8 protein-coding genes are annotated in these 6591 nt (G+C 60.9%); 5 read left to right on the forward strand and 3 right to left on the reverse strand.

Going from position 1 to position 6591, the window contains the following annotated elements; translation table 11 throughout:
- On the reverse strand, nt 1-669 hold a 669-nt coding region (locus WBF74_RS06675; RefSeq protein ID WP_424437061.1), incomplete at its 3' end, for a LysR family transcriptional regulator.
- Between the two features lie 154 nt (nt 670-823).
- Between WBF74_RS06675 and wrbA the strand changes: the two genes are divergently transcribed.
- From wrbA to WBF74_RS06690, 3 genes are all read left to right on the forward strand, one after another.
- Entirely contained in the window at nt 824-1435 is a 612-nt protein-coding gene (gene wrbA / locus WBF74_RS06680; protein ID WP_424437064.1) for an NAD(P)H:quinone oxidoreductase, read from the forward strand.
- A 134-nt stretch (nt 1436-1569) separates the two neighbouring features.
- Complete coding sequence (locus WBF74_RS06685) at nt 1570-2280, forward strand: pirin family protein (protein ID WP_424437067.1); 711 nt, start codon at nt 1570-1572, stop codon at nt 2278-2280.
- Between the two features lie 43 nt (nt 2281-2323).
- Nucleotides 2324-3313, forward strand: coding sequence for a glutathione S-transferase family protein (locus tag WBF74_RS06690; protein WP_424437070.1), 990 nt, complete (start codon nt 2324-2326; stop codon nt 3311-3313).
- On the opposite strand, the gene WBF74_RS06695 is transcribed toward WBF74_RS06690, so the two are convergent.
- Complete coding sequence (locus WBF74_RS06695) at nt 3314-3589, reverse strand: PepSY domain-containing protein (protein WP_424437073.1); 276 nt, start codon at nt 3587-3589, stop codon at nt 3314-3316.
- Nucleotides 3590-3868: 279 nt separating this feature from the next.
- On the opposite strand from WBF74_RS06695, the gene WBF74_RS06700 reads away from it, so the two are divergent.
- Nucleotides 3869-5296, forward strand: a complete 1428-nt coding sequence (locus WBF74_RS06700; RefSeq protein ID WP_424437076.1) for an amidase — start codon at nt 3869-3871, stop codon at nt 5294-5296.
- 1 nt (nt 5297) lies between these two features.
- Here the strand turns inward: WBF74_RS06700 and WBF74_RS06705 are convergent, their stop codons facing one another.
- Nucleotides 5298-5774, reverse strand: a complete 477-nt coding sequence (locus WBF74_RS06705; RefSeq protein ID WP_424437079.1) for an NUDIX domain-containing protein — start codon at nt 5772-5774, stop codon at nt 5298-5300.
- 117 nt (nt 5775-5891) lie between these two features.
- Here WBF74_RS06705 and WBF74_RS06710 point away from each other — a divergent pair.
- Nucleotides 5892-6591: hypothetical protein (locus WBF74_RS06710; protein ID WP_424437082.1), on the forward strand; the 700-nt coding region annotated here is incomplete at its 3' end.

The following is a 6591-nucleotide window of genomic DNA, read 5'->3' on the forward strand; positions in this document are numbered from 1 at the left end:
GTTGCAATAGAGGCGTGCCTGCAGGTCCACTTCTTCACGCTCGCCTTTTGCGTTTTCCATTTCGAGATGGTTTGAACGCGCAAGCAGCGTGTAGAGCAGGAAAGGGTGGCGGGTGAGATCGGCCGGACGGCGCGGCACCCCCTGTTTTTCAAAATAGGATGGCGCACCAACGACATATCGCTGCACAGGCGCAAGCTGGCGCGCGATCAGGCTTGAATCCGTGAGCGCCGAGATGCGCACGGACACATCAAACCCTTCCTCGATGAGATCAATGCGGCGGTCATTGAGATCGAGCGCCACGGTAAGCTCCGGGTAGCGCGCCAGAAACTCCGGCAGCACCGGCCCGAGCTGGCGGATGCCGAAAGTCATGGGCGCGTTGATGCGCAGCGTTCCGCGCACCGCTCCCTCGATGCAGTTTGCATCTTCTGCGGCCTCTTCCGCTTCCGCGACGATGCGTTGCGCGCGCTCCAACACTACGGCACCTGCCTCGGTGAGGCTGATCCGCCGCGTGGTGCGGTTCAGAAGACGGACACCCAGTTCATCCTCAAGCTGGGACACCTGCCGGCTCACCATGGATTTCGAGAGGCCGAGCGCATCCGCCGCCGCAGTGAAGCTGCCAAGCTCCGCCACGCGGGCAAAAATCACGAAGCCATTGAGATCGACCGCCATCGCCCTATCTCATTGTCAACTGTGTAGAAACAATCTGTTTCAAAATCGAGAGATTATCTCTCCAGTGAAACTGATTAGATATCCGCTATCGAATTGAAGCAATGCCTTTCGACCTCAAAACCTCGCAGGGCATCCCGGATGACGGAGGGAAGACATGAGCAGCAAGACGAAAATCCTGGTCCTTTATCACAGCTCCTATGGCCATATCGAAACGCTGGCCAGGGCCGTGGCGGAAGGCGCGGCAACCGCCCCCAATGTGGAAGTGACTGTGAAGCGCGTGCCGGAAACCATGCCGGTGGACGCCATGAAGAATGCGGGCATGAAGGTCGAGCAGGATGCGCCGGTGGCTAGCCCCCAGGAACTGGGCGAGTACGACGCCGTGATCTTCGGTACCCCCACCCGCTTTGGCAATATGTCCGGGCAGATGAGGAGCTTCCTCGATCAGACCGGCGGGCTGTGGGCGAAGGGCGCGCTCGTCGGCAAGGTGGGCAGCGTCTTCACCTCCACCGGCACGGGTGGCGGCAACGAGACGACCATCACCTCGTTTCACACCACGCTTCTCCATCACGGCATGGTGATTGTGGGACTGCCCTATTCCGTCGGCACCGAGCTGTTCGACATTTCGGAAGTGCGCGGCGGTTCGCCCTATGGCGCAAGCACGCTGGCCGGGGGCGATGGCAGCCGCCAGCCGAGCGAGAAGGAACTGAGCCTTGCCCGCAAGCAGGGCGCCCATGTCGCCGCGATAGCCGCAAAGCTCTCGGCGTAATCATTCAGACGGAGAAGCTTCGAGTGGACCTGTAGCCGCGTATCGAAGCTTCGGACCCGGCCGGCCGCTTTCCCCTCCCTCCCCCGGGGGCTGGCCGGGTTCCCCTCTTTCGGGAAAGCGCAGGAACAACGACCATGATCGAGATTCGCGATTTCAACAGCCTTGGCGGCGCTGACCATGGATGGCTCGTTGCCAGGCATCATTTCTCCTTTGCGGGCTATTACGACCCGGCGCGTATGGGCTGGGGTGCGCTGCGCGTGTGGAACGACGATCTCATCCGCGCGAAGACGGGCTTTCCGCCCCACCCGCATCGCGACATGGAAATCATCACCTATGTGCGCGAAGGCGCGATCACGCACCGCGATCATCTGAACAATGAAGGCCGCACTGTTGCGGGCGATATTCAGGTGATGTCGGCAGGGCGCGGCATCCAGCATGAGGAATGGAACCTCGAAGATGAGGATACCCGCCTCTTCCAGATCTGGATCGAGCCGAACCAGCAAGGCATTCGCCCGCGCTGGGAGACGGCGACCTTCCCGAAGGACGCACGCAAGGGCAGGCTCGTTCCACTCGCAAGCGGCAAGCCGGATGCACCGGCTGAAGCGCTCTGGATTGCGCAGGATGCCGAAGTTCTTGGCGCAACGCTGGATGCAGGCACGGAAGTGACACATCTTCTTGGCAGGGAGCGTCTTGCCTATCTCGTGCCTGCAAAAGGACGGATCAAGGTGAACGGCGTTGAAGTGTCCGAACGCTCCGGCGCTGCGATCCGTGATGTTGAAACGCTCACGATCCGCGCGATTGATGATGCCGAGATCGTGCTTGTGGACCTGCCGCCTGAAGACTAGGCGGCAGCCGCAAGAGACAGCATCCATAGTGAAGGGATAAAGAATGGGACTTCTGATCGACGGGAAATGGACCGACCAGTGGTACGACACCAAATCCACGGGCGGCGCCTTCAAGCGGCAGAAGTCTTCTTTTCGCAACTGGGTAACCAAGGATGGTGAGAGCGGCTTTCCGGCAGAGGCAGGCCGCTACCACCTCTACGTGTCGCTTGCCTGTCCCTGGGCGCATCGCACGCTCATCTTCCGCAAGCTGAAGGGGCTGGAAGACAAGATCAGCGTGTCCGTGGTTGATCCGCTGATGCTGGAAGAAGGCTGGACGCTCCGCGGCGCTGAACCCGTGCAAGGTATGGGCGGCGCCGAAGCTGGCGACAGCGTGAACCGCAAGGAGCGGCTTTATGAAATCTATCTGCTTGCCGACCCCGCCTATACGGGCCGAGTGACCGTGCCCGTTCTCTGGGACAAGAAGCAGAAAACCATCGTTACCAATGAATCGTCCGAAATCATCCGCATGTTCAATTCCGCTTTTGACGGGCTTGATGGTGTGAACAATGAGATTGATTTCTACCCGGAAGACCTTGTCAGCGAGATCGATGCGATCAACGAAGCCGTCTATGCGAATGTAAATAACGGCGTGTACAAGGCGGGTTTTGCCACGGCCCAATCGGTTTATGAGAAGGAAGTTGCCGCGCTATTCGATGAGCTGGACCGGCTCGAAGAATTGCTCGGCCATCATCGCTATCTTGTCGGCAAGCGACTGACCGAAGCCGACTGGCGGCTCTTCACAACGCTTGTGCGCTTTGATGCAGTCTATCACGGGCATTTCAAATGCAATCTGCGGCGCATTGCTGATTACCCGAACCTCTCAAACTATCTGCGCGATCTTTATCAAGTGCCGGGCATAGCGGAGACCGTGGATTTCACCCAAATCAAGAAGCACTATTACGGTAGCCACAAAACGATAAACCCCACCGGCATTGTGCCGGCGGGGCCAGTTCTCGATCTCGATGCGCCGCATGACCGGGCGCGCTTCGGCTAGTCAGTCGTCCTTCTCGACAGAAACGATGCCGTAGCTGATAGCATGCAGCTTGATGTCATATTTCGTGCCATCAACGGTTTCTGCGTCTTCGACTTCCCAGCGGTCGTCATCCTTGTCGAACTCGATTTTCTCCCAATTCACATAGCCCGCATCGCGCAATGTCTGCTCGATCCGGGTGCGTTCCTCCGGCGTCGGCTTGCGATCATCAGCAAGGGCTGCGCCCGTGAAGGTCGGAAGCGCGAGAGCAAGGGAAAGGGCTAAGGGAACCAGTTTCAAGAGAGCCTCCATTTTTTCATGGGCGTCGGGTTCGGAGAAACGGGGGATCGAAAGTTCATCAGGGCAGTGCCCCGTCGCGTGATTTCAGCACGCGTTCCATAGCGACATCGGGATTGCGCGCATCATTGCAGGGACGGGCGGACCGACAACGGCAACTTCATCCCGTTCTCCGTTTCACGAAGAGAGATAGACCGCAAATGTGGCAGAAAAAGAGGTGGCCGCTTCCGACCCCTCGCCCTTAAACTCGTGCGCGAAGAAACACAAAAAGGGGGCAGTGCGGTGAGCGGCTTTTCTGATTACGGCAAATATGACGGTCTCGGGCTTGCGGCTCTGGTCAAGCGCGGAGAGGTGGCGCCTGTGGAGCTTCTTGATGAAGCGATTACCCGCACGGAAGCGATCAATCCGAAGATCAATGCCGTCATCATGAAGCACTATGATGAAGCGCGCGCGCAGATCGCCCGTGGCCTGCCGGATGGTCCTTTCAAGGGGGTGCCCTTTCTGCTGAAGGATCTCCATCTCCTTCTCGAAGGCACGATAACGACATATGGCTCTGCGCTTTATCAGGGCTATCGCGCCGGACACAACTCAACGCTCACGCAACGCTATCTTGATGCGGGCCTCGTCATATTCGGCAAGACGAACTCGCCCGAGTTCGGTCTTGCAGGCACGACGGAACCAAGGCTCTACGGACCGACGCGCAACCCCTGGAACCTTGCCCATTCAGCAGGCGGGTCATCGGGCGGCGCGGCGGCGGCTGTGGCTGCGGGCATTCTTCCTGTCGCCAATGCGAGCGATGGCGGCGGCTCCATCCGCATTCCCGCCTCTGCCTGCGGATTGTTCGGCATGAAGCCCACACGCGGGCGCACGCCCATGGGGCCGGATCGCGGCGAAGGCTGGGGCGGCATGTCGATTGCGCATGTCGTGTCGCGCAGCGTGCGAGACAGCGCCGCCATGCTGGACGCAACGGCGGGCGATGCACCGGGCGACCCCTATGCAGCTCCCGCAAGGGCCCGCCCCTTCCTTGATGAAGTGGGCGCGCCCACAGGCAAGCTCCGCATCGCCTTCTCGACCCGCAGACCCAATGGCACCGAAAGCCACCCCGATGTGGTGACGGCGGTGGAAGAAGCCGCAAGGCTCTGCGAGTCCCTCGGCCATATTGTCGAGGAAGCGGCCCCCGAGTTTGATCCCGAGAGCATGTCGAAGCATCAGGCGACGATTGTGGGGGCGAATGTCGCGCTCACGCTTCGCCAGCGTGCCGCGCAGCTTGGCCGCGAGATCGCCGCGGACGATGTCGAACACATCACATGGCTGATCGCGCAGGCAGCGGGCCTGCGCAACAGCGTGGACTATGCGGAGGGGACGCTCTTCATGCATCGCCTCGGCCGTCAGATGGCTGTGTTCCATGAGACTTACGATGTCTATCTGAGCCCCACGCTCCACCTGCCGCCGGTTGAACTCGGCAAGCTCGACATGATGGGCAAGGATATCGCCGCCTATCTGCGTCTCAGCAGCGACTACATGCCGGGGACCGCGCCTTTCAACATGACAGGTCAGCCTTCCATGTCGGTGCCGCTGCACTGGAATGCGGCGGGCCTGCCCGTCGGCACCATGTTCACGGGGCGCTTCGGTGATGAGGCGACGCTTTTCCGCCTCGCAGCGCAGCTTGAGGAAGCAAAGCCTTGGGCAGACAGGCGGCCTGCACTCTGATCTACCAGAACTCGGCCGGCGCAAGCTCGCCTGTCGCTTCGGCAATGCGACGGCGGGTGGAAGGCGTTACATCCTCCGGCAATGCCGAGAGCGGAAAGAAACCGCTTTCGGCAATTTCCGGCGAGCGGCTCGGCGCACGGTCATAGGCACCATGCGCCACTGCATAAAGCGCGACATGGTCTGATTTGAACTCGCGGAAATTTGCGTAAAGGCCAACGAGGCGCGCCTCGCCGGTCAGCGTCACCCCGACTTCTTCCTCCAGCTCACGGCGAAGTGCGGTGAGCATGGTCTCGCCCCGCTCGACACCGCCGCCCGGCAGATACCAGCCCGGCACATAAGTATGCCGGATGAGAAGCACCCTCCCCTCCGCATCAAAGACGACGCCGCGCACACCCGCCGTGAGCGGGCGCCGGATGCGCCAGTAGAGGCGGAGAACGGGCCGGGCAATTTTCCAGAGAAGCGCGCGATGATGAAGCATGGCGGGAGACTAGCATGGGCGCAGGCGGCCTGCGCGCCCCTCCTCTTTAGATGTCGTCAACTATCGCGGCCCTAATCTTGACCCGTCCGCCTCTTGCGGGCGTTGTGCGGGGGACAAATGGGCATTCTCTCCCTTTTCAGTCGGAGAAAATCACTGGAGCCGCCAAGCGCGGAGCCGGCTCCCTCCGTCACGCCCGCTGCCATGGATCGCGCCTTGCGCGCTGCGACGGCCGCGCAGGGGTTATATAGCGCCGCAGAACTCGGGCGCGGGATCGCGACTGCACTTTCAACAATCGAAACATCCGTTCTCGCCATTGACGAGATTTCGGGGAAGCTCCGCGAAGCCGCAGAACTCGTCGCGGATGCTGCTACCAGCGCGGATGACGGCCGACGTGCGCTCCTCGCCGGCCATTATGACGAGCTGCGCGAAGAGATCGACGCCATTGCCGGTTCGGCGACGCATAACCGCATCAACCTCATTGCGGGGCGGCGCATCAGTGGCCAGCACATGACTTTCGACATTGCCTTTGATGAAGACGGGCGCTCCGGTATCGCTATACAGGTGGCGAACCTCACAACTGCGATGGACGGCCTCGCCCTCTCGCCGCCCCGCGACGCCTTTGCGAGTGACGAAGAGATTGCCCGTATTGCAAGCGAGATTGAAGCGGCCCGCCTCACCACCGCCAAAGTGAGCGAGCGCTTTGCCGATCACGCGGCGCTTATTTCAGAGCGGCTTGCCCGCCTGATCGAAATGGCGGGTGCCCATCGGATCGGCACATGGCTCCCGACAGGGGCGGATGCGGCGGAGGAAACCGTGC

Source organism: Parvibaculum sp. (assembly GCF_049672805.1).
In the GTDB taxonomy this organism is placed as follows: domain Bacteria; phylum Pseudomonadota; class Alphaproteobacteria; order Parvibaculales; family Parvibaculaceae; genus Parvibaculum.

What these genes read in the sequence shown, in the direction of transcription:
- wrbA (WP_424437064.1), top strand. Translation starts at nt 824, where the DNA reads ATGAGCAGCAAGACGAAAATCCTGGTCCTTTATCACAGCTCCTATGGC.
- WBF74_RS06685 (WP_424437067.1), top strand. Translation starts at nt 1,570, where the DNA reads ATGATCGAGATTCGCGATTTCAACAGCCTTGGCGGCGCTGACCATGGA.
- WBF74_RS06690 (WP_424437070.1), top strand. Translation starts at nt 2,324, where the DNA reads ATGGGACTTCTGATCGACGGGAAATGGACCGACCAGTGGTACGACACC.
- WBF74_RS06705 (WP_424437079.1), bottom strand. Translation starts at nt 5,774, where the DNA reads ATGCTTCATCATCGCGCGCTTCTCTGGAAAATTGCCCGGCCCGTTCTC.